Annotated in this window: 28 protein-coding genes and 1 pseudogene; 12 read left to right on the forward strand and 17 right to left on the reverse strand. The window is 55.9% G+C overall.

The features are described 5' to 3' along the window. Positions 1-401 precede the first annotated feature (401 nt). The 4 genes from EUU23_RS02715 (at position 402) to EUU23_RS02730 (ending at position 3592) form a co-directional block, all read left to right on the forward strand. The gene (locus EUU23_RS02715) at positions 402-1034 is read left to right on the forward strand and encodes a Yip1 family protein (RefSeq protein ID WP_160352579.1); all 633 of its coding nucleotides are present in this window, start codon (positions 402-404) and stop codon (positions 1032-1034) included. Between the two features lie 109 nt (positions 1035-1143). Beyond that, a complete protein-coding gene (locus EUU23_RS02720; protein WP_160352580.1) occupies positions 1144-1677 on the forward strand; it encodes a J domain-containing protein in 534 nt (177 codons plus the stop codon). A gap of 40 nt (positions 1678-1717) precedes the next feature. Further along, the gene (locus tag EUU23_RS02725; RefSeq protein ID WP_160352581.1) at positions 1718-2110 is read left to right on the forward strand and encodes a hypothetical protein; all 393 of its coding nucleotides are present in this window, start codon (positions 1718-1720) and stop codon (positions 2108-2110) included. Between the two features lie 51 nt (positions 2111-2161). Then, positions 2162-3592, forward strand: coding sequence for a PepSY-associated TM helix domain-containing protein (locus tag EUU23_RS02730; protein WP_160352582.1), 1431 nt, complete (start codon positions 2162-2164; stop codon positions 3590-3592). Between the two features lie 11 nt (positions 3593-3603). Here the strand turns inward: EUU23_RS02730 and EUU23_RS02735 are convergent, their stop codons facing one another. The 11 genes from EUU23_RS02735 to EUU23_RS02785 all read right to left on the reverse strand — a co-directional run bounded on the left by EUU23_RS02735 (position 3604) and on the right by EUU23_RS02785 (position 7447). Continuing rightward, positions 3604-4008: a SufE family protein gene (locus tag EUU23_RS02735; RefSeq protein ID WP_160352583.1), complete on the reverse strand. Its 405-nt coding sequence runs from the start codon at positions 4006-4008 to the stop codon at positions 3604-3606. A gap of 27 nt (positions 4009-4035) precedes the next feature. Beyond that, entirely contained in the window at positions 4036-4278 is a 243-nt protein-coding gene (locus EUU23_RS02740) for a hypothetical protein (RefSeq protein WP_160352584.1), read from the reverse strand. Positions 4279-4311: 33 nt separating this feature from the next. Then, on the reverse strand, positions 4312-4569 hold the full coding sequence (locus tag EUU23_RS02745) for a hypothetical protein (RefSeq protein ID WP_160352585.1): 258 nt from the start codon (positions 4567-4569) through the stop codon (positions 4312-4314). Positions 4570-4571: 2 nt separating this feature from the next. Further along, positions 4572-4856, reverse strand: a complete 285-nt coding sequence (locus EUU23_RS02750; protein WP_160352586.1) for a hypothetical protein — start codon at positions 4854-4856, stop codon at positions 4572-4574. A 9-nt stretch (positions 4857-4865) separates the two neighbouring features. Next, entirely contained in the window at positions 4866-5165 is a 300-nt protein-coding gene (locus EUU23_RS02755) for a hypothetical protein (RefSeq protein ID WP_160353505.1), read from the reverse strand. 45 nt (positions 5166-5210) lie between these two features. Next, positions 5211-5501 carry a hypothetical protein gene (locus EUU23_RS02760; protein ID WP_160352587.1) on the reverse strand — a complete coding sequence of 97 codons (291 nt, stop codon included), beginning with the start codon at positions 5499-5501 and terminating at the stop codon, positions 5211-5213. Beyond that, positions 5498-5656 (reverse strand): hypothetical protein, encoded by a 159-nt coding sequence (locus EUU23_RS02765; RefSeq protein ID WP_160352588.1) that lies wholly within the window; start codon positions 5654-5656, stop codon positions 5498-5500. The genes EUU23_RS02760 and EUU23_RS02765 overlap by 4 nt, the downstream gene beginning before the upstream one ends. 24 nt (positions 5657-5680) lie before the next feature. Beyond that, positions 5681-6061, reverse strand: coding sequence for an envelope stress response membrane protein PspC (gene pspC / locus EUU23_RS02770; RefSeq protein ID WP_158898957.1), 381 nt, complete (start codon positions 6059-6061; stop codon positions 5681-5683). A 1-nt stretch (position 6062) separates the two neighbouring features. Next, positions 6063-6353: an envelope stress response membrane protein PspB gene (pspB, locus tag EUU23_RS02775; protein ID WP_160352589.1), complete on the reverse strand. Its 291-nt coding sequence runs from the start codon at positions 6351-6353 to the stop codon at positions 6063-6065. Positions 6354-6357: 4 nt separating this feature from the next. After that, positions 6358-7041: a phage shock protein PspA gene (gene pspA / locus EUU23_RS02780; protein WP_160352590.1), complete on the reverse strand. Its 684-nt coding sequence runs from the start codon at positions 7039-7041 to the stop codon at positions 6358-6360. A 112-nt stretch (positions 7042-7153) separates the two neighbouring features. Continuing rightward, positions 7154-7447: a hypothetical protein gene (locus EUU23_RS02785; protein WP_160352591.1), complete on the reverse strand. Its 294-nt coding sequence runs from the start codon at positions 7445-7447 to the stop codon at positions 7154-7156. Positions 7448-7511: 64 nt separating this feature from the next. Between EUU23_RS02785 and pspF the strand changes: the two genes are divergently transcribed. Next, the gene (gene pspF / locus EUU23_RS02790) at positions 7512-8549 is read left to right on the forward strand and encodes a phage shock protein operon transcriptional activator (protein WP_160352592.1); all 1038 of its coding nucleotides are present in this window, start codon (positions 7512-7514) and stop codon (positions 8547-8549) included. A 299-nt stretch (positions 8550-8848) separates the two neighbouring features. On the opposite strand, the gene EUU23_RS02795 is transcribed toward pspF, so the two are convergent. The 6 genes from EUU23_RS02795 to EUU23_RS02820 form a co-directional block, all read right to left on the reverse strand. Next, complete coding sequence (locus tag EUU23_RS02795; protein WP_160352593.1) at positions 8849-9412, reverse strand: urate hydroxylase PuuD; 564 nt, start codon at positions 9410-9412, stop codon at positions 8849-8851. 59 nt (positions 9413-9471) lie between these two features. Beyond that, on the reverse strand, positions 9472-10101 hold the full coding sequence (locus EUU23_RS02800) for an inner membrane-spanning protein YciB (protein WP_160352594.1): 630 nt from the start codon (positions 10099-10101) through the stop codon (positions 9472-9474). Next, positions 10098-11027 (reverse strand): signal recognition particle-docking protein FtsY, encoded by a 930-nt coding sequence (ftsY, locus tag EUU23_RS02805; protein WP_160352595.1) that lies wholly within the window; start codon positions 11025-11027, stop codon positions 10098-10100. Before ftsY ends, EUU23_RS02800 begins: the two co-directional genes overlap by 4 nt. After that, positions 11024-12277, reverse strand: a complete 1254-nt coding sequence (gene mtaB, locus EUU23_RS02810) for a tRNA (N(6)-L-threonylcarbamoyladenosine(37)-C(2))-methylthiotransferase MtaB (RefSeq protein WP_160352596.1) — start codon at positions 12275-12277, stop codon at positions 11024-11026. Before mtaB ends, ftsY begins: the two co-directional genes overlap by 4 nt. Then, positions 12274-13080 (reverse strand): diaminopimelate epimerase, encoded by an 807-nt coding sequence (gene dapF / locus EUU23_RS02815; protein ID WP_160352597.1) that lies wholly within the window; start codon positions 13078-13080, stop codon positions 12274-12276. Before dapF ends, mtaB begins: the two co-directional genes overlap by 4 nt. Before the next feature lie 71 nt (positions 13081-13151). Beyond that, on the reverse strand, positions 13152-14807 hold the full coding sequence (locus EUU23_RS02820; protein WP_160352598.1) for a putative bifunctional diguanylate cyclase/phosphodiesterase: 1656 nt from the start codon (positions 14805-14807) through the stop codon (positions 13152-13154). A gap of 276 nt (positions 14808-15083) precedes the next feature. Here EUU23_RS02820 and ffh point away from each other — a divergent pair, with 276 nt between their 5' ends. The 7 genes and pseudogenes from ffh (at position 15084) to trmD (ending at position 19553) form a co-directional block, all read left to right on the forward strand. Continuing rightward, a complete protein-coding gene (gene ffh / locus EUU23_RS02825; RefSeq protein WP_160352599.1) occupies positions 15084-16571 on the forward strand; it encodes a signal recognition particle protein in 1488 nt (495 codons plus the stop codon). A gap of 46 nt (positions 16572-16617) precedes the next feature. Further along, positions 16618-17055 (forward strand): annotated as a pseudogene (gene rpsP / locus EUU23_RS02830) (30S ribosomal protein S16); the annotation flags it as partial. Between the two features lie 224 nt (positions 17056-17279). After that, complete coding sequence (gene rimM / locus EUU23_RS02835) at positions 17280-17759, forward strand: ribosome maturation factor RimM (protein WP_160352601.1); 480 nt, start codon at positions 17280-17282, stop codon at positions 17757-17759. Positions 17760-17790: 31 nt separating this feature from the next. Further along, positions 17791-18060 carry an AbrB/MazE/SpoVT family DNA-binding domain-containing protein gene (locus EUU23_RS02840; RefSeq protein WP_160352602.1) on the forward strand — a complete coding sequence of 90 codons (270 nt, stop codon included), beginning with the start codon at positions 17791-17793 and terminating at the stop codon, positions 18058-18060. Further along, positions 18057-18434 carry a PIN domain-containing protein gene (locus tag EUU23_RS02845; protein WP_160352603.1) on the forward strand — a complete coding sequence of 126 codons (378 nt, stop codon included), beginning with the start codon at positions 18057-18059 and terminating at the stop codon, positions 18432-18434. The genes EUU23_RS02840 and EUU23_RS02845 overlap by 4 nt, the downstream gene beginning before the upstream one ends. Before the next feature lie 4 nt (positions 18435-18438). Then, positions 18439-18717 carry a hypothetical protein gene (locus EUU23_RS02850; RefSeq protein WP_160352604.1) on the forward strand — a complete coding sequence of 93 codons (279 nt, stop codon included), beginning with the start codon at positions 18439-18441 and terminating at the stop codon, positions 18715-18717. Then, positions 18714-19553 carry a tRNA (guanosine(37)-N1)-methyltransferase TrmD gene (trmD, locus tag EUU23_RS02855; protein ID WP_160352605.1) on the forward strand — a complete coding sequence of 280 codons (840 nt, stop codon included), beginning with the start codon at positions 18714-18716 and terminating at the stop codon, positions 19551-19553. The genes EUU23_RS02850 and trmD overlap by 4 nt, the downstream gene beginning before the upstream one ends. The last annotated feature ends 5 nt before the right edge of the window (positions 19554-19558 follow it).

Below are 19558 nucleotides of genomic sequence, written 5' to 3' on the forward strand. Positions count from 1 at the left end.
GGTCCGACACGGGCTACATAGCCGTCGATGGCCACACTCACAAAACGCCCCAATAACGCACTGCCGACAACCAACATGGCCGCAAGCAGCCACGTCCGGCTTTGCTTTGCCGCTGCAATCAAGGCCAGCAATGCAATGGCCAGAAACAGGCCGCCGACATCGGCCCGCACATTTGCGCGCCCGATAGCGCCTATCGCTTCGATGCCGCGTCCATCGGCTATTTCCTGAAGATTGAACCAATGCGGGTTGACGCCGAGCAAGGCCATAATGCCGATCAATGTCACAAATATTCTCATTAAAAACCGCATCTTCGACTCCTTTACGCTAACGTCAACATTTACATAAGGCCATGATTATGTTCTGTCTTGCTCTTGGAGACTATTTTACTGAGGGGTAAAGCAATGTCGATTGTGGATCGTGCGAAAAATATCATCCTGAAGTCTGTCGATGAATGGAATGTCATTGCAGACGAACCTGCAACGGTTGGTGGAATTTTCACCGGCTATGCAATGATCCTGGCCGCAATTCCGTTAGCGACCGGAGTAATCACCGGCGCACTTGGCATGTCAGCTGGAAGCTTTGGCGGCTTGGGCGGCGGAGCAATGGCTATGGGCTTTACCGCCGTAGCTGGCATGGCCGTCATTGGCTATGTTCTGTCGATGGTCACATTATATTTGATGTCCATTATCGTAAACAGTGTTTCACCCAGCTTTAACGGCAAATCTGACTCGACGCAGGCAACAAAACTTATGGCATATGCGTCAACACCCACTTGGGTTGCAGGTTTGGTAGCTTGGGTCCCGATTTTGGGTGGTCTGGTTTCATTGGCGGCAATTGCCTATGTGGTTTACCTCATTTATCTGGGGCTGAAGCCTGTTCTGGGTGTGCCGCAGGAAAAAGTGGCCGGTTTCACGGTCGTCATCGTTCTGATTTACATCGTTTTGACACTTGTTGTTTCTGGTATCATCCTCGGGCTTTTATTCTCGACTTTCTTTGGCAGCGCGATGATGGCCGGGGCGATGTCCGGCGCATAAATTGCGCGTTAGGATGGGATGTTGGGGCAGTCGCCTTTTTGGAAGTGTATTTAATAGAACCTCATCCTAGCCTCTAGCAATATTGCCATGCCGTCGCTAAGTCGGCGGCATGGTTCGATCCACACGGAAAAATGACTGGGGATTCCCCCGCTGGCGCGGCTATGGCAGCAGCAGTGAAGCACAGCAGGTGCGGCTTTGCGACCGCTATGGCTGCAATAAAGCCGGCAACTGCCCCGCACCCAAATCGCCCAATAATCCGGACCGCTGGATGTTTTGTGAAGATCACGCCGCCGAATATAATCGCGGCTGGGACTATTTTGAGGGGTTGACCAAAGAAGAGGCGGAACAGCGCGAAGCCAATGAGCGGCGCGATGCATCGGGTTATAAGGAAGCCGCCCATTATGGCTGGGCTGGGTCTGGCGATGGCAGCCGGACGCGTGACGAGATGCATGCGCTCGATATATTGGGGCTCGATAGCGATTCCAATTTCGAAGATGCCAAAAAAGCCTGGCGCAAAATCGCCAAGGAAACCCACCCTGATGTAAACCCGGGCAATGCCGATGCGGCCAAAGCTTTTCAGGCGGGGCAGGCGGCCTATGACGTTCTGCGCGTCGCCGAAGAGCGGCGGGAATGGAAGGGATAGGGGGCTTGCGCGACCAAAAGTACGGGCGCATAGGGCGCGCGTGATTCATCGTTTTTCGCCTTTACGAAAACTGTCGGCGGCGCTGATTGTGCTGGCGCTGGCCGTGCGGGTCGCCATTCCGTCCGGCTTTATGCCATCCAGCGAGCGCGGCTTTGCACTGACCATCTGTACCGGCATGGACACGCAGACGGTCTGGATGGACAAATCGGGCAAGCTGCACAAGGATGACCCGGCCAAGGGAAAATCGGTCGAGCATCAACCCTGCGCCTTTGCTGGTGCCGCGATGGCTGGCGATGCGCCAGCCGATACGGCCTTTGTCGCCATGCCGCCCGTTGCAACGGCGGTTCCCGTTTTTGCGATGCGCGAGATTTCGGTAGGTCACGGCCTCGCCGCGCCGCCGCCACCGGCCATAGGTCCACCCTCCTACATCTAAACCATCGGGCTGCTTTGCGGCCCTTCTCCCGTTTAGATTTAGGAAGAACTCATGAAGATCAGAAGCCTTTTGCGTGCCACCGAGGAAAAACACGCGAACGATCAGGCATTGCCCGTGCCTTCATCTTATCGATCAGTGTGGCAATTGCATTTTTATGCAGGGCTGTGTGTCGCGCCTGTCTTGCTGCTTTTGGCGATAACGGGCAGCCTTTACTTATTCGACCGAGAGTTTGAAAATTGGTGGGATCGTGATTTTGCCAAGGTTAAAATCGAAGGCAGGCCGACGTCGCTTGCCATGCAGGAGGCGGCGGTCAAAGCAATTGACCCTGCCAGCGAGGTGAAGCGCGTGGTTCTTCCTTTTGCTAAGGATGATACGTCCAAATGGCTCCTGCAGGGTTTGGACGGCCGGAAACATGAGGTGCATCTCAACCCCTATACCCTGGAAGTAACGGCCATCCGGAACCCGCAAGATGCACCGATGGCGTTCATCCGGCGCATTCACGGAACCTTGCTGGGCGGAGAGGTCGGCAGCCATATTGTCGAGCTGGTGGCGTGCTGGACTTTGGTGATACTGGTGACCGGGCTTTGGATGTGGTGGCCCAGAAACTGGAGTGTGAAGGGGGTTTTGGTGCCGCGGATTGGCGCAGGTGGGCGCAGGATGTGGCGCGATTTGCACGCTGTTCCGTCGGCATTCATTTCGGTATTTGTTGTGTTGCTTGTGTTGACAGGGCTGCCTTGGTCCGCCTTTTGGGGGGTGCAGCTTGCGAGGATCGGGGAATATGCCCCCTTTGTCGCACCGACCCCGAATTTTGCAGCGCACGCACCCGTCGCACATGCCGAGCACAAATCAGGCGCGGTTCGAAAGATGCCCCCCGCGCATGATCATATGGATCATATGCAGCATATGGGAAATGCCGACGATCCGGCAAAAACGAAAATCCCCTGGGTCATTCAAAATAGCCCGATGCCCGAAGGCGGTGCGCCAAGCGTTGGTATCGCAAACGTCGAACCGCATCTTACGATGCTGGACCGCGGGCAATTTGGCGAAGGTGTACGTATATTTTATCCTGACGGTCCGGGCGGGACGTTCATGATCAACTATATTCCCGACAAAGCCGAAGGGCAGCGGACAATCCATGTGGATCCCGCAAATGGCAATGTGATCGATGATATCGGCTGGGCGCAATATAGTGCAGGCGGCCGTGCAATCGAATGGGGCACCATGTTCCACATGGGTCGGCAATATGGGTGGGTAAACCAGCTTGCCAATTTACTGGTGTGCCTTGGGCTGATCGGTGCCGTCATTTCTGCTCTGGTGCATTATTGGAAACGCCGACCAAAGGGCGAACTTGCCGCGCCGACCGTTCCTAAAGAGGCGCATTTGCCGCAAGGCCTTAAATGGGGGCTGATCGCTATGGCAGTCGTCTTTCCACTCGTCGGCGCTTCAATGGTGCCGATACTGGCCTATCGCTTTTTGAAATAAAGACGTTCCGTTCAGCTAGCGTAGCGCGCGGCGGTTTCGCGGATCAGCGCGATCATATTGGGGATGCCCTGCGTCCGGTTTGAACTGAGTTGGTTTTTCAGGTCGAACGGCGCAAGGGCACTTTCGATATCTGTTCGGCCAATTTCGGATGCGGCCTTGCCTTCGACGGTTTTCAGGACAAGCGCGATAATGCCCTTGGTAATAGCGGCATTGCTGTCGGCGAGAAATGTGAGCTTTTCTGCATCAGTGACGGGGTAGACCCAGACACTCGCCGAACATCCGCGCACCAACGTCGCATCGGTTTTAAGCGCGTCGGGCATGACCGGCAATTCTTTGCCAAGGTCGATCAGCAAACGGTAACGGTCGTCTGCGTCCAGAAAGTCATATTCTTCAAAAATGTCATCAAGCGCGGTCATGTCGCGCCCCGCTTATGGCGGCAGGCTTCAGATATCAATCCCTGCCGCAATAGCTTCCAGCTTTTTCACTCGTTCTTTCAGGTCGGCGACTTCAATACGCGAGGTAGCGGACGGGAGGGGCGCGTCACCGCCCTGCCGGGCAATGTCCAGTTCGGCATGCTTCAGCGCAATCCAGTCGCGCCAGCCACGCAGGCTGAGCGTGGACACTACGGCCACACAGGTCAGCATGAATGCGCCGATTATGATATAGAAATTGGGATCCTGAGACATGGGGTTCCTTCCTTTCAGTCAGCGGGGGACCGTTTAGCGGTCCCGCAATTGTTCGATTTGCCGGTTAATGTCATTGGCGGCGTTGTTTTCCGTAGCGATCCGTTCGAGAACCTGAATCCTGTCTTTCAGCGTTCGGATTTCCTCGTGCATCCGCAAGGCGTCGGGTTCGCCGAGCATCCTTTGCTGGCCGCCGCCCAATTCCATTTCCTTTTGCTTGTGCCTCGACCAGATGGCGAAACCGCCGAGGAGGAAAGGAGCCAGCGGGATTAAAATCCAGATTTCATCGAACATCGTTACACCTCCTCTTTTTCTATGCGCGTAACCGGGGTCTCGCGCAGATTTTCTATCGCATGGGCGACTTCATACCCACTGTCTGTGATGATCCGCTCCAACACTTGTACGCGTTGTTCGAGCCGACCATTATTCGCGGCATATTGGGCCGCTTTTTCGGCAATCAACTGTGCTTCAAGCTCAAGCTTTCGTTGGCGGTATGCAAACCAGGGTTTCACAAATACGCCGCCAAATATGGCCAATAGTCCACAGCTGATGCCGAGTATGGGAATGATAATGCCGTCCATTTTCCGCTCCTAATTTGAAGGGCCGCGAAGCGCTTCGATTTCCGCCGTCAGCCGGTGGCTGTCGTCGACCACAATCTTTTCGACATTGGCCAGGCGATCCTTGATCGACCCTAATTCGGCGCGCAGCTGGGCATTTTCCTGACTGAGCAGTTTGACGCGCTCTACTGCTTCCTGATCATTTTTTGGATAGACTGCCTGACCCCATGCACCATCCAGCGGATAGCCATTTTTGATACGCATCCATGTTGTGACAACCCAACCAGCAACGCCGACGACGGTGATTAAGGTTACAGGCATCGCCAGCCGCATCAGGCCCTCGATCAAAGTCGGATCCATTTTTCCCTCCCCTTGCGCCTAGCGCAGTTTTTCAATTTCTTCCGACAGACGCCCGGCCTTGTCGGTGACGATGCGTTCCAACACGGCGATACGCTCTTCGAGATTGCCGATTTTTCCATTCAGCGTCTCATTCTCGCTGCTGAGCAAATTGATCTTGCGATCGGCGTCAACATCGACCTTTGGCGTCGTTCCGCCCCATTCATTTTCGAGCGGATAGCCGTGACGGGCCCGGATCCAGTTGTTGATAATCCATCCAGCCGTGCAGATCATGACGATCGCGACGATGAATGAAGATCCTCCAAAACTCATGGCAAATCCTTCCAAGGCAGGCGGCGGGTAACCGGTTTAATGTCCGAATTGCGATATTCGACCCGCCAGTTGCGTTGGTCGGCATCCCGTTTTTTCTTGGCGAAGTGCCGGTAAGCAAACCAGGCAATCAGGCCAAGGACGATAAGGGTGAACATGCTATTTCCTCCCAATAACCGCGCTTAGCGCAGGCTTTCGATTTCGTCGGCCAGCTGTTTGTTGTTGCTGACATAATAGAGTTCGACATCGGCCAGGCGGTTGTCGATTTCCCGGAAGCGTGACCGAATGTCGCGCGTTGTGCGGGCAGGGGATTGCCGGACGCCTTGCCAGAATTTCTGGTCGTCATTGTCGACATAGAGGTGGATCGGCTTTTTGTTGGCGAACCAGGCGGCGCCAAAATAGGCGACCAAGGTCCAGGGGAAACCACCCGCCAGTGTCAGAATGACTGCGCCGAGACGGACCCAGAGAACATCCACACCGGTATAGTCGGAAATCCCGGCGCACACGCCTTTCCATTTGGCATTTTGCTTGTCGAGATAAAATTGTGTGTGTTTGCTGCTCATCTCAACGGTTCCTTTCCAGCCGGCGGATATTTTCTGCGGTATAATCTTCTGCGTCATGGTCGATGCGGCGAGGTGTGAAATTGGGGTTATCCTGTCCGACAAGACGTTCCACCGTGTCCATGCGATCTTCCAGGCGGCGGGCCAGTTCGTACATTTCGCCCAGCAGCCGTTCGTCATCATTGGTCAGCGTCGCCGCCGTTTTCCATTTGGTGAGATGGTGGAGAATGAGCCAGGGGAGGCCGAGAAAGAGGATGCCCACAACAATCGGCACCATGATGATTTCACCGTCCATAATCTCAGCCCTCCTTCTTTGTTTCTTGCTTCATGGCTTTTTTCATCGCCTCCAGTTCGGCGTCGACGACATCGAAGGATTCGAGGGCGGCGATTTCGTCACCAAGAGTGCGGGGTGCGTCGCTGCCAATGGCCAGTGAGTCTGCATAGCCCTGGGCTTCGTCGACCCGGCGTTCCAAAACATCGAAGCGGGAAAAGGCCTCACGAACCTTGTCACCATTATACATGGTCCGCAGCTTGACCTGATTTTCCGCGCTTTCGAGGCGGGTCATCAGCGCATTCTGGCGGCTGCGGGCGTCGGCGAGCTTTTTCTGCAGCTTGTGAATATCCTGCTCTGATGCTTTCAGGGCATCGTTGAGAACATCGACTTCGGCAGTCAGCTGGTCCTTCATGTCTGTGGCTTTGCGCTTTTCGAGCAAAGCTGCCTTGGCAAGATCTTCACGACCCTTCGACAGCGCCAGATGCGCCTTGTCCGTCCAATCCGCCTCAAGAGTGTTCAGCTTGTCGATATGGCGACGCAGTTCTTTCTGGTCGGCGATCGTGCGCGCGGCAGAGGCGCGGACTTCGACAAGGGTTTCTTCCATCTCGAGGATGATCATACGGATCATCTTTGCCGGGTCTTGCGACTTGTCGAGCAAGTCGGTGACGTTGGCGGCGATGATGTCGCGGGTTCGTGAAAAAATGCCCATAGGGTAACTCCGGTTATGACTTGTTCTGTACGCGTCTTCAAAAATGGGGGCGACCGGGGACCTCTTAGGGGGAGGGGGGGAGCCGAGTGACCCCGGTCGCGGGCTTACGAAGTCAGGCAAGATAGCTGACGACGTTTGGCCGTTGGGAGTGGGTGTATGCATTGACCTGATTGTCTTCCTGGTGATTGAACACCGAAATTGCATAGCTGGTAAAGATCATGGACATGGACAAGGCCACGGCCACCCAGAGACGGCTTTCGCTTTCTTTGAAGCTTTCCTGTGCTTTGTTTTCGGTGCTCATGTTGGTCTTCCCTTTATTTGCTTTGCCTGCTTGTGCCGGCTTGCAAACAGTATTGCAGGGAGCGTGCCAATTCCATTTTTTCGCGGAAATTAGCCAGTTTTTCATATTTCTCACCCATATCGCCTAGTAAATATTGCTATTAGGTGGTGAAATATGCCAATCTTTAAAAATGGAGCGTGATAGCCATCAATTTATCGGACAATCGTCTGCCTTTCTGGACGCGGTGGAGCGCGCCAGCCGCGCCGCACCGCTGAACCGGCCGGTGCTGGTGGTTGGCGAACGGGGGACGGGTAAGGAATTGATCGCCGAACGTCTGCACCGCCTCAGCTCCCGCTGGGACGGGCCGCTGGTGACCATGAACTGCGCTGCCCTGCCGGAGACCCTGATCGAAGCGGAATTGTTCGGGCATGAGGCAGGCGCCTTTACGGGTGCCACGCGCTCTCGCGAAGGGCGCTTTGAAGAGGCGGATGGCGGGACGCTGTTCCTCGACGAGTTGGGCACGCTCAGCATGGGCGCACAGGAACGGTTGCTGCGCGCGGTGGAATATGGCGAGGTGACCCGTATCGGATCCTCGCGTCCCGTGCGGGTGGATGTCCGCATCGTTGCCGCTACCAACGAACATTTGCCCAATATGGTCGAGGCGGGCAGATTCCGCGCCGACCTTTTGGACCGGCTCTGCTTTGAAGTCGTCACCTTGCCCCCGCTGCGGGTGCGGGAAGGTGATGTCGAGGTGCTGTCCGATTATTTCGGTCGCCGCATGGCGGCGGAACTGGGCTGGGATGGCTGGCCCGGCTTTGGCGAGCTGGCACGGCGGGCAATGGACAACCATCTGTGGCCGGGCAATGTGCGCGAACTGCGTAATGTCGTCGAACGTGCGGTCTATCGCTGGGCTGATCCGGGGCAGCCCGTCGACTATATCCAGTTCGACCCGTTCGACAGCCCATGGCGGACCGGCATTGCCGCAGCCGCACCGACCAACGCGCCGACGAGCAAGGACAACGAAACCGCCGAGCCGCGCTATTCCACCGATTTGAGTCAGATGGTGGACGTCTCCGACTTTCGCGAGGCGACCGAGAAATATGAAAAGGCTGTGCTGGAACAGGCGCTGGCCAAATGCCGCTATAACCAACGCCAGACCGCAAAGGCGCTCAACCTCAGTTATGACCAGTTACGGCATACATTGAAGAAACATGATTTGTTGGGGTAACGGTGGTTTGGGGTTCGGGGTAACGGCAGAGCGCGTGAGTTTGTGTAAATATAGAGGCCGAGTGAGCACACCCTCCCCCGGCCCCTCCCGCTTGCGGGAGGGGCCGGGGGAGGGTGTGTTGGCAAGGTTTGAATAGTTCACGCAAAGGCGCGAAGGTTTTTAAGAGGGCAGGCGCGCATATTGCCGTTGCTTATGCCGAAGCATGCGGGACATTTTTTACGGGCAACCGCCCCCTTGATAATCTTCGCGTCTTCGCGTGAAATCTTTGTCCCCCTCCCGCTTGCGGGAGAGGGGATAGATCAGCCGCCGTTGGCGCTGACCATGCAGTAGAGCATCGGAATAGACAGCAACGTGTTCAGGCGCGATGTCATCATCGCGGTGGTGGCCGCCTTTGCCTTGGTTGCATCGTCAGCTTCGACAATGCCCAGCGCCTTTTTCTGGTTCGGCCAGATGATGAACCAGACGTTGAATGCCATGATCACCGCAAGCCACATACCGATACCGATCAGCTTGAACGGGTCTTGCAGTGTAAAGGCCTGATGCGCGTATCCAGCGAGAACTGCAACAATGATACCGGTAAGCACAGTCAACGCGGCACCCCAGCGGAAGAAAAACAAAGCGGACGGTGCGATATGTTTGGAAATGCCAGGCTTCAATTCAGCAGGAATTTTTGGCATTGTCGGGATTTGTACGAAATTGAAATAATAGAGCAGGCCGATCCACACGATGCCGAAAAATGTGTGCAGCCACCGTGTTACAGACTGCGCGGTCAGTGCGTCGCCATCAACGCCAAACATCACCGCCACCGCCAGCACCAGTCCCGCGACCAGCACCAGATGAAGATTTCCAAAAAATTTTGCCATTTCAAATCCCCTATGATTTACGTCTATTCTGTCCCTAGCCTAGCCAAGCGATGGTCTGGTTACAAGTCAGGCTTGTCATCTTCCTTCGTTTCATCGCCGAGATTTAGCCCGTGCCGCAACAGCATCGGGATATTTGCCATCGCGAATAGAAATGAAAGTGCGGGCAAGCCGAATGTCTTGACGGTGATATATTGGTCGTTGGTCAAAAGCGGGATGAGAATCTCGTTGAGAATGGCCAGCCCCAGAAAGAACAGCCCCCAGCTTAGCGAAAGCTTCAACCAACCATCATCGCTCAACCCGTCATACGCCTGTTCCAGCAAATATTTCAGCGCAGGTTTCGACCGCGCCCAGCCGATGAGAATAATGGCCGCAAACAGCAAATAGACTGCTGTCGCCTTGTGCTGGATAAAACCGAAATCCCGAAACCAAAGGGTCAGTGCGCCAAAGCCAATGACGAACACCGCCGACATTTTCATCATGGGCGAAATATGCCCCGTTTTCCATTTGGACACGATCATCGCGACGACGATCGCCACCATGAATGCCGCTGTTCCGACCAGCGGACCTTGCACGGGATCAGTATCGGAATGGCCAAAGCGCGATGCGAGAAAGAATAGCAGCAAAGGGCCAAAATCGAGCCCGAAACTGAGCAAGCCCGAGGGCTTTTTTGCCGTTGGTTCAGATGTCATTGCGCGCCGCCGCTAATCGCGCGGGCGAGGTCCTGCGCGTTGAAGGGGCGCAGGTCATCGATGGTTTCCCCGACGCCGATGGCATGGATCGGCAGGCCGAACTGCTTGGCTGCGGCAACCAATATACCGCCGCGCGCGCTGCCATCCAATTTGGTCATGACGAGGCCGGTGACATTGGCGACTTCCTTGAAAATTTCGATTTGCGACAAGGCATTTTGCCCGGTCGTGGCATCCAGAACCAGAACGACGTCATGCGGTGCCTCAGGGTTAAGGCGCCCCAGGACACGCCGGATTTTGGCGAGTTCGTCCATGAGCTCGCGCTTGTTCTGCAGGCGTCCAGCGGTGTCGACGATCAGGACATCAATACCTTCTGCGGTTGCGCGCTTGACCGCGTCGAATACGACCCCTGCGGCATCGCCGCCCTCGGGGCCGGTGACAATCGGTACGCCGATACGGTCCGCCCAGACCTTCAACTGTCCAATGGCCGCGGCGCGGAATGTGTCGCCGGCGGCAAGCATGACGCCATAATCCTGCTCCAGGAACAGATGGGCCAGCTTGGCAATCGTCGTCGTCTTGCCCGACCCATTCACACCGATTACAAGGATAACTTGGGGCCGCGGAAAGGCATCGATGTCGAGGGGTTCGGCGACGGGTGCCAGAACGGCGGCAATCTCATCCTCGACGATCTGCCTGATACCTTCGGCATCAATGCCCTTTTCAAAACGTCCGGCGGCAATTTTTTCGCGGATTTGCACGGCCATTGCCGGGCCAAGGTCCGATTCGATCAACGCATCTTCAATCTCGTCCAGATCCTCTGCATCCAGCTTGGCCTTGGTGACCAGACCGGTGATATTATCGGTCAGCTTGCTTGATGTCTTTTTGAGGCCGCCAAACAGCCGGTCTTTCCAACCTGCATTCTCGCTCATGCAATGACCTCTGCGTGCAACATACCGTCCTTTGTCTCTAACATGCGGGCCGACACGATGCTGCCTTCGGGCATTGGCCTGTCGAGACCCACATAAGCAAAATTTTCGGCATGACCAGCACGACCACCTTTTTCGACCGCAATTTTCTGTACCGAACCCGTCAATGTGCCGAGCCATACGCTGCGTTCGGCGGCGACCGCTTCGCGCAGCGCCTTGGCACGCGCCTTGATCTGGGCAGCCGGAACTTGCGGCATTTTCGCGGCGGGCGTTCCCAATTTGGGGGAATAGGGGAAGATATGCCCATGCACGATCTGGCATTGGCGGACCAGATCGAGGCTGTTCTGGAACATCGCATCATCTTCGGTTGGAAATCCGGCAATGATGTCGGCACCGATGGCGATTTCAGGACGCAAGGCTTTCATCCGCGCAACCAGGTCGATGGCCATTTCACGGCTATGCCGGCGCTTCATCCGCTTCAGGATCATATTGTCGCCAGCCTGCAGCGACAGGTGGACGTGCGGCATCAGACGCGGTTCACCCGTCAGCAGCGCAAACAGGCGCTCGTCAATTTCAACGCCATCGATGGAGGAAAGTCGTAGCCGTTCCAGATCAGGCACAAGCTTCAAAATCCGCTCCACAAGCAAGCCCAGATTGTCCTTCCCGGGAAGATCGGGGCCATAGCTTGTGACGTCCACGCCAGTCAGCACGACTTCTTTAAAGCCTTTGTCGACCAGCGCGCGGATATGACTGACCACGCTGCCCGCCGGAACCGAGCGGCTGTTGCCACGGCCAAAGGGAATGATGCAGAAGGTGCAGCGATGGTCGCAGCCATTTTGCACCTCGACAAAGGCGCGGGTCTTTCCCGAATAGGCGGTGACCAGATGCGGCGCGGTCTGCTGCAACGTCATGATGTCGGATACGACGACGGGACGATCGGGGCTCTTTACGATCTGGTTGAGCAGAATGGGATCCTGTTTTTCGGCATTGCCAAAGATGGCAGAAACTTCGGGCATATTGCGGAAGGTTTCTGGCTCCACCTGTGCGGCGCAGCCTGTGACCATGATGCGGGCATCGGGGCGTCGTTTGCGCGCTTGCCGGATTGCTTGCCGGGTTTGGCGCACGGCTTCATTTGTCACCGCGCAGCTGTTGACGATGACGACATCGTCCTGATCCGCCAACTGTTCGGCCAGCGCATTGCTTTCCGCCAGATTGAGGCGGCAGCCCATACTGATAACTTCAATCTGGCTCACCCGAAATCGTCCCAATCGGCTTCGCCCGCGAAAACATAAGTCGCCCCGCCGGTCATTTCGATCAGCCCGCCAGGTTCCCAGCCAATGGTCAAACTGCCACCTGCCTGATGGACGGTGACAGGTGACGCCACCTTGCCTTGCCGGATGGCGGCGACGGCCGTGGCACAAGCGCCCGTGCCGCAGGCCCGCGTTTCACCGACGCCGCGTTCCCATACGCGTAAGAACACGGCCCCGTCCCGGACCGTCGCGACATTGACATTTACGCGTTCAGGGAAGGCGGCGTCATGTTCGATCTGCGGCCCCAGATGCGCCAAATCGACTGCGTCTATATCGTCTACAAAAAAGATGGCGTGGGGGTTTCCGACATTCACCGCCATAGGGCTGGCCAGTTCGTCCCAGGCCATGGGCATGGCTGCGCTATCCATTGCGAAGGCAAGCGGAATATCCTGCCAGTCGAAACGGGGCGGTGGCATGTGCAGCGTGATGCTGTTTTCGTGATAGGCGCCGTCAATCATACCGCCAGCGGTTTCGATCATTGCATCCTGCCCGAGCAGCGATACGACACAGCGCGTCGCATTTCCGCAGGATTCGACTTCGCTGCCATCCTGATTGAATATCCGCATCCGGACCGTCGCCACGTCGGAAGGTTCCAGCAGGATGAGTTGGTCGCAACCAATCCCCGTTTTGCGGTCCGCCATGGCGCGCGCGCGCGCGTTCGTCATCTCCACAGGGGAGATGCGGGTATCAATGATCACGAAATCATTGCCCAAACCATGCATCTTGTGAAATTTGCCACGCGTCATGCCGCGCGATTTAGGGGCAGTGTGCGCTCAAGTCCAGAATTCATCCAACGTCCGGCGGGACATCGGTGCCATCAGGACGCCTTGCGTTCCTCAACATTCACATAAGGTGTTGATGTTACCTCGGCCTGTCGGCGACGGGCGGGCAGTAGGTCCTTTTGACTTAGCAAATTTCGGACCTGATCGATATTCATCGGCTGGCCAAAATACCATCCTTGACCTTTTGAGCAACCTAAGGCCCTCAATCGCGAGAGGATATTGTCATTTTCGATACCTTCTGCGGTAATCGGGACGTCAAGGCTGGCACCTAATCCGGCAATGGCGCTGACGATAGCGGCGCTTTCGGCATTGTCGAACATTGAGGATACAAAGCTGCGGTCTATTTTGATGCGGTCAAATGGCAAAGCACGTAAATGCGCCAGCGAACTATACCCTGTACCAAAATCATCCAACGCTATCCGGATACCCTGGTTTTTGAGGCTGCCCACAATTGACTGTGCCAGACTGAGGTTTTTGAACAGCGAGCTTTCGGTAATTTCCACCTCCAAGCGGCTCGCCGGAAATCCGGTTTCGACGAGAAGCTTCACGATCTTTTGAGCGAGCCACGGGTCTTTGAGTTGGACAGGCGAAATATTGACCGAAATCGTCAATTTGGGATCCCAGTTTTTTGCCTCGACCATCGCCTTGCGAATGATGCTCATCGACAGATCGCCGATCATGCCGGTTTCTTCAGCGATCGGAATGAAATCATCGGGTGGGATTAAGCCACGCACCGGAGATACCCATCGGGCAAGCATTTCAAAACCCATCAGATCACCGGTGACAAGATCGATCTGCTGTTCAAAATAGGGTACAAATTCATCATTTGGAATCGCGGCCCGAATGTCACCTTCGAGCGAGTTGCGCGAACGCAGTTCGGTTTCCATTCCATTTTCAAACCAGCTATAGCAATTGCGGCCATTTTTCTTCGCCGCATACAATGCGATGTCCGCGCGTCGGATCAGCATATCGATTGAATCACAATCCAGTTCAGGCCGACTAATGCCCACCGAAGCGGTTACTGTCTGTTCCGAGTCCGAAATCGCGACGGGGCGGGCGAGTGCATCGACCAAATCTTCTGCAATACGGTCGACTGCCTCGGGATATTCAGGTTCAAAGACTACGCAAATCCCGAATTCATCTCCGCCTAAACGGGCAATGACGCTGCTTGGCGGGATGACGTCGCGCATTCGATCTGCTACTTCGCGCAACAGAAAGTCGCCACAATCATGACCATAAAGATCGTTGATTTTCTTGAAGCCATCGAGATCAACCATCAAAAAGGCGATGGATTTTCCGCGGCGAGAGGCCCGCGCGCTCAGTTCGGCGGTTTTTTCCTTGACGGCGCGACGGTTGAACAAATTGGTCAACGGATCGGTCATCGCCAAATGCTGCGCGCGCACCTCGGCTTTACGGTACACATCAATTTCATCGCTCAGCGCGCTTGTCCGACGCCATATTAACAATATCAATGCGATATTCAAAAGGAGTGCCGTGACCATAACCTGGTCGGCACCCGGGCTGTTGCCAATAAAGGTCCGAACGGTCTGTGCGCCAACTTGACCGCCGATCGCCACAAACATGGAAATCGCGCCAAACATCACAAAGCCATAGATAAAGCGGCTGCCGATCTTAACATGGGTCAAGATTGCGGGCGCGCTGCTTGAATTGCCTGCTGGTTGTAGTTCCATAGACTTACGAGTTCCAATCCGGCTGGTTAATGCGCCGAAAAAGGTCAACATTTGATTAAATCCGGCGCATAACATTGTGTTTTCAGTTTAGCGGCGCGTTCGTCATCAAAGAAACTTGCATTTCGCAGCCGATCCGACTAATGGGGCGCACAGCGGGCGAGAGTCCGCATTTGAATTTATGGAAAATCAATCTTTTCCAGGCTGGTCGGCGAAGTTTCGCTCACCGGCTTTTTGTTCGTTTATGCCCGGAAACGGGCGTTTTGGTAAGGAAGACGCATGTTTGACAAGCTGAGCGACCGGTTAGGGGGGGTGTTTGACCGCCTGCGTGGTCGCGGTGCGTTGAACGAGGCCGATGTCCGCGAAGCCATGCGCGAAGTGCGCGTCGCTTTGCTGGAGGCCGACGTTGCCCTGCCAGTGGTCCGCGAATTTGTGGACAAGGCGACCGAAAAGGCTGTGGGCCAGTCGGTCCTGAAATCGGTCACGCCCGGCCAGCAGGTCGTCAAGATCGTCAACGATGCGCTTGTCGAAATGCTCGGTGCAGAGCAAAGCGACCTGAATTTGGCTGTCGCGCCGCCGGCGATCATCATGATGGTCGGTCTGCAAGGCTCCGGTAAAACCACCACGACCGCCAAAATCGCGAAGATGTTGAAGGCGAAGCAGGGCAAAAAAGTCCTAATGGCTTCGCTCGACGTCAACCGCCCTGCCGCTCAGGAGCAGCTTGCAACGCTTGGGACGCAGACCGAAGTGGCGACCTTGCCCATCGTGCAGGGGCAGCAGCCGGTCGACATCGCCAAGCGCGCGATGCAGGCCGCGAAATTGCAGGGCTTTGACGTTCTTTTGCTCGATACCGCCGGACGTCTGCACGTCGACCAGCAGTTGATGGACGAAATGCAGGCGGTGGCGAAGGTTTCGGCGCCGCAGGAAATCCTTCTGGTGGTAGACTCGCTGACGGGTCAGGATGCCGTCAATGTCGCCAAGAATTTCGGCGAGCGTGTTGATCTGACCGGCATCGTGCTGACCCGTATGGATGGCGATGCGCGCGGTGGTGCGGCGCTGTCGATGCGCGCCATTACCGGCAAGCCGATCAAATTCGCCGGTGTTGGCGAAAAGCTGGATGCCCTTGAGGCTTTCAATCCCGAACGTGTGGCTGGCCGCATCCTCGGCATGGGCGATGTCGTCGGGCTGGTCGAGCGGGCGGCGGAAATTGTCGACAAGGACGAAGCCGACAAGCTCGCTGCGAAAATGGCCAAGGGTCAGTTCGATATGGACGACCTGAGGACCCAATTCCGCCAGATGACCAAAATGGGCGGTTTGGGCGCGCTGGCGGGCATGATGCCGGGCATGAAAAAAGCCAAGGCGGCGATGGACGCCAGCGGCATGAACGACAAGCTGCTGATCCACATGGACGCCATCATCGGCTCCATGACGCCAAAGGAGCGGGCGAAGCCGGAATTGCTGAACGCCAAGCGGAAAATCCGCATTGCCAAAGGCTCCGGCATGACGGTGCAGGATGTGAACAAGCTGATCAAGATGCATCAGGAAATGGCCACCGCCATGAAGCGCATCCGCAAGATGGGCGGGCTGAAGGGCCTGGCCGCGATGTTCGGCGGCAAGGGTGGCGCAGATCTGGGCGGAGCGATGGAGGGTATGCACGGCCTGCCCCCCGGCGCGATGCCGCCGGGAATGGGCGGTTTGCCCGGGTTGGGCGGCGGCGCAGGAGGACTTCCCCCTGACCTCGCAAGACTTCTTAATAAAAAGAAATAAAGTTTTAATTTAATGTATTTTTATACCAGAAAGGTGAGTTAGTTTTATGGCATTATCCATGCGTTTGTCACGCGGCGGTTCCAAGAAGCGCCCTTATTACAAAATCGTCGTAGCCGACGCCCGCGCACCTCGCGACGGCAAGTTCATTGAACGGATCGGCAGCTACAACCCGCAACTTCCCAAGGACAGTGCGGAGCGCATGATCCTTGACGCCGAACGCGCTAAGCATTGGCTGGCCGCAGGCGCGCAGCCTTCGGACCGCGTTGCCCGTTTCCTTGACCTTGCAGGTGTCAAGGAACGTAAGGTAAAGACCAACCCAAACAAGGGTGAGCCTGGCCAGAAAGCCAAGGATCGCGCTGAAGATAAGGCGACCAAGGCAGCTGAAGCGGCCGAAGCCGCTGCTGTTGCTGCCGCTGCGCCTGCACCTGAGCCAGAGCCTGAAGTTGTAGAAGAAGCCCCTGCTGCAGAAGAAGCGGCCCCGGCTGAAGCGGTTGCTGAAGAAGCTGCACCCGCAGCCGAAGAAGCACCTGCCGCTGAAGAAGTTGCACCTGCGGCTGAAGAAGCTGCACCTGCAGCCGAAGAAGCTCCGCAAGAAAAGGCAGAAGGCTAATGCCTTCTCCCCTCCCGCCTGCGGGAGGGGGCGGGGGAGGGTCAGTCTCGTCACGGCACTCACCCCCCCCTAACTCTTCCCGCAAGCGGGAAGGGGACTTGGCCGTTACCACCGTTACGCTGGCCGCTATTTCTGGCGCGCATGGCGTGACGGGTGAGGTGCGGCTGAAGCTGTTTGCAGACAGCATCGACAGCCTCAAACAGCATAAAAGCTTCAATGACGGCGCCTTGACGGTCAAGTCATTGCGCCCCACCAAAGACGGCGCCATCGCCCGCTTTGCCGAAATCAACGATCGAAACGCCGCGGAAAAGTTGCGGAGCACCGTCCTGACTGTCCCGCGGGAGGCGCTACCTTCTTTAGGCGAAGGTGAATATTATTATAGCGACCTGCTCGGGCTGCCGTGCGTGTCCACCGATGGGACGGATCTTGGCACTTGCATTGCCGTCGAAAATTTCGGCGCGAGCGATGTGTTAGAAATCCAACGCCCCGACGGGAAGAAATTCATGGTTCCAATGACCGCCGATGCCGTCCCTGAATGGGGTGAGCGCATCTTGATTGACGCGGATTTTGTAATATAGTATATACATTGTGTATATACGGAGAGCCTTCATGGGTACTGAATATTCCGCGAAAAGTTTTAAGTCGGGCAACTCGGTGGCTATCAGGATGCCTGCTGCGTTAGGCGTCGAACCAGACCGTGAATGGACAATAACGGAGGATGACGGCGAACTGCATATTCGCGCTAAAGTGCCTGCAAAAAAGAAAATCAATGTAGATAAATTCTGGGGCAAGGCAAAAGGTCTGCGTGTGCCAGAGCGGCGCGACTTTGATGAACGCCCAAGCACGATTGCAGCGCGAATGGCAAAAGAGGCAGAGTGATCCGCTTCCTTCTCGATACAGATTGTTCTATCTATGCAATGCTTGGTACGTACCCCGAGTTACGTTTGCGCCTAGCAGAGTGTAACGTCGGTGAAGTAGCAATTTCGGCGATAAGTTTTGCAGAGATTATAATGGGCGAAAATCTCGGATATCCGCCGGATCGTGAGGTTATAGACGATTTTTTGAGCGTCGTGCAGATTATTCCATTTGATGAAGCCGCAGCTCGAGCATACGCGAACTTGCCGTTTAAACGTGCCCGCTTTGATCGGCTGCTGGCGGCCCATGCGCTTAGCATCGGGGCTACAGTCATTTCAAATAACGAAAAAGACTTCGCCGATGTGCCGGGGTTGAAGGTTGAGAATTGGACGGTTTGAAGCTGTGAAGGACATTATTTTCTTTGCAGCAGGCTTAGCGTTTACAGTTGCTTTACCCACAGTTATTACTTGGACACTCGCATTCTTTGGAATCGGTGGTGATGGCAGGCGAAGAAAGCGCGTAGCGCTTTCGGCGGTATTGGGAATGTCGCTAGTAATCATAGGAAACATGACAGGCGGCTATTCTTGGCAAGATTTGGTGGGCAACTGCATTGCTGCTGGAACTTTGGTTTTTGTGCTATTGGTAGGCCTTGAGGTTGTTTTCGGTTGGTCGCGTAAATGACATTCCAAACCCAAATCCTCACCCTCTACCCAGATATGTTCCCCGGTCCGCTGGGCATTTCGCTGGCGGGGCGTGCGTTGGAGGAGGGGAAATGGACCTGTTCGCCCATCCACATACGCGACTTTGCGACCGACAAGCACCGCACCGTTGACGACACCCCTGCAGGCGGCGGGGCAGGGATGGTTCTGCGGGCGGATATTCTCTCGGCCGCGGTTGAATATGCCCAAAAAGAAATGGCCAAGAACTTAGAAAAAATCCGTTCGCCTCGAGCGAAGTCGAGAGGCCTTTCGGCCACGCATGGTGTCTCGACTTCGCTCAACACGAACGGAAATGGAGGTGTGGCCCCTATACTTGCCATGACCCCGCGCGGCGCACCTATCACCCAATCCCGCATCCGAGAACTCGCCTCTGGCCCCGGCGTCACCATAATCTGCGGGCGTTTCGAGGGTTTCGATGAACGTCTTTTCGACGCCCACCCCGAAATCGAACAGGTCAGCATGGGCGATATCGTCCTGTCCGGCGGAGAAATTGGGGCTTTGATGCTGTTAGATGCTTGCATTCGGCTGCTTCCCGGCGTAATGGGCGCGACTTCCAGCGGTGATGAAGAGTCCTTTGAACAAGGATTGCTTGAATATCCGCACTATACCCGACCCAATGATTGGGAAGGGCGGATGATCCCTGAAGTGTTGCGATCGGGGGATCATGCGAAAATCGCCGCCTGGCGGAAACAAAGGGCGGAGGATGACACCCGGTTACGCAGACCGGACCTTTGGGGGCGTTACAAGGACGCCCGGGTTCGGCCTGCCTCTGACGTGCAACAGAAGAATAAGGATTAAATGGG

The organism is Sphingorhabdus profundilacus (assembly GCF_009769755.1).
GTDB classification, from domain to species: domain Bacteria; phylum Pseudomonadota; class Alphaproteobacteria; order Sphingomonadales; family Sphingomonadaceae; genus Sphingorhabdus_B; species Sphingorhabdus_B profundilacus.

Coding starts and splice junctions, on each gene's coding strand:
- EUU23_RS02715 (WP_160352579.1), top strand. CDS start 402: ATGTCGATTGTGGATCGTGCGAAAAATATCATCCTGAAGTCTGTCGAT.
- EUU23_RS02720 (WP_160352580.1), top strand. CDS start 1,144: ATGGTTCGATCCACACGGAAAAATGACTGGGGATTCCCCCGCTGGCGC.
- EUU23_RS02730 (WP_160352582.1), top strand. CDS start 2,162: ATGAAGATCAGAAGCCTTTTGCGTGCCACCGAGGAAAAACACGCGAAC.
- EUU23_RS02735 (WP_160352583.1), bottom strand. CDS start 4,008: ATGACCGCGCTTGATGACATTTTTGAAGAATATGACTTTCTGGACGCA.
- EUU23_RS02740 (WP_160352584.1), bottom strand. CDS start 4,278: ATGTCTCAGGATCCCAATTTCTATATCATAATCGGCGCATTCATGCTG.
- EUU23_RS02745 (WP_160352585.1), bottom strand. CDS start 4,569: ATGTTCGATGAAATCTGGATTTTAATCCCGCTGGCTCCTTTCCTCCTC.
- EUU23_RS02750 (WP_160352586.1), bottom strand. CDS start 4,856: ATGGACGGCATTATCATTCCCATACTCGGCATCAGCTGTGGACTATTG.
- EUU23_RS02755 (WP_160353505.1), bottom strand. CDS start 5,165: ATGCGGCTGGCGATGCCTGTAACCTTAATCACCGTCGTCGGCGTTGCT.
- EUU23_RS02760 (WP_160352587.1), bottom strand. CDS start 5,501: ATGAGTTTTGGAGGATCTTCATTCATCGTCGCGATCGTCATGATCTGC.
- EUU23_RS02765 (WP_160352588.1), bottom strand. CDS start 5,656: ATGTTCACCCTTATCGTCCTTGGCCTGATTGCCTGGTTTGCTTACCGG.
- pspC (WP_158898957.1), bottom strand. CDS start 6,061: ATGAGCAGCAAACACACACAATTTTATCTCGACAAGCAAAATGCCAAA.
- pspB (WP_160352589.1), bottom strand. CDS start 6,353: ATGGACGGTGAAATCATCATGGTGCCGATTGTTGTGGGCATCCTCTTT.
- pspA (WP_160352590.1), bottom strand. CDS start 7,041: ATGGGCATTTTTTCACGAACCCGCGACATCATCGCCGCCAACGTCACC.
- EUU23_RS02785 (WP_160352591.1), bottom strand. CDS start 7,447: ATGAAAAACTGGCTAATTTCCGCGAAAAAATGGAATTGGCACGCTCCC.
- pspF (WP_160352592.1), top strand. CDS start 7,512: ATGGAGCGTGATAGCCATCAATTTATCGGACAATCGTCTGCCTTTCTG.
- EUU23_RS02795 (WP_160352593.1), bottom strand. CDS start 9,412: ATGGCAAAATTTTTTGGAAATCTTCATCTGGTGCTGGTCGCGGGACTG.
- EUU23_RS02800 (WP_160352594.1), bottom strand. CDS start 10,101: ATGACATCTGAACCAACGGCAAAAAAGCCCTCGGGCTTGCTCAGTTTC.
- ftsY (WP_160352595.1), bottom strand. CDS start 11,027: ATGAGCGAGAATGCAGGTTGGAAAGACCGGCTGTTTGGCGGCCTCAAA.
- dapF (WP_160352597.1), bottom strand. CDS start 13,080: ATGACGCGTGGCAAATTTCACAAGATGCATGGTTTGGGCAATGATTTC.
- EUU23_RS02820 (WP_160352598.1), bottom strand. CDS start 14,807: ATGGAACTACAACCAGCAGGCAATTCAAGCAGCGCGCCCGCAATCTTG.
- ffh (WP_160352599.1), top strand. CDS start 15,084: ATGTTTGACAAGCTGAGCGACCGGTTAGGGGGGGTGTTTGACCGCCTG.
- EUU23_RS02840 (WP_160352602.1), top strand. CDS start 17,791: ATGGGTACTGAATATTCCGCGAAAAGTTTTAAGTCGGGCAACTCGGTG.
- trmD (WP_160352605.1), top strand. CDS start 18,714: ATGACATTCCAAACCCAAATCCTCACCCTCTACCCAGATATGTTCCCC.